Source organism: Paraburkholderia sp. SIMBA_030 (genome assembly GCF_046535245.1).
Taxonomy (GTDB): Bacteria; Pseudomonadota; Gammaproteobacteria; order Burkholderiales; family Burkholderiaceae; genus Paraburkholderia.
The window spans coordinates 1-241 of the sequence record NZ_JAWRXB010001472.1; the positions used below are offsets into that span (position 1 = coordinate 1).

1 protein-coding gene is annotated in these 241 nt (G+C 66.8%); it reads left to right on the forward strand.

Annotated elements, in window-relative coordinates; translation table 11 throughout:
• Positions 1-29: 29 nt before the first annotated feature.
• The coding region (locus SB772_RS44915; RefSeq protein WP_410839142.1) for an SAM-dependent methyltransferase at positions 30-241 on the forward strand (212 nt) is incomplete at its 3' end.

Genomic DNA, 241 nt, shown 5'->3' on the forward strand with positions numbered 1-241 from the left:
TCTTTGCTTGCGTTCGCGCGTTCCGTGTCATGACGTCCCTCTCGTCCCCCTTCGAACTCGCCCAGGCCCAGCACTATCCCGCCGCCACGCTTTATGTCGTGGCGACGCCGATCGGCAACACCGCCGACATCACGCTGCGCGCGCTGCACGTGCTCGGGCTCGCCGATCGCATCGCCGCCGAGGACACGCGCAACACGGGCCAACTGCTCGCGCGCTACGGCATCTCGAAACCGATGATCGC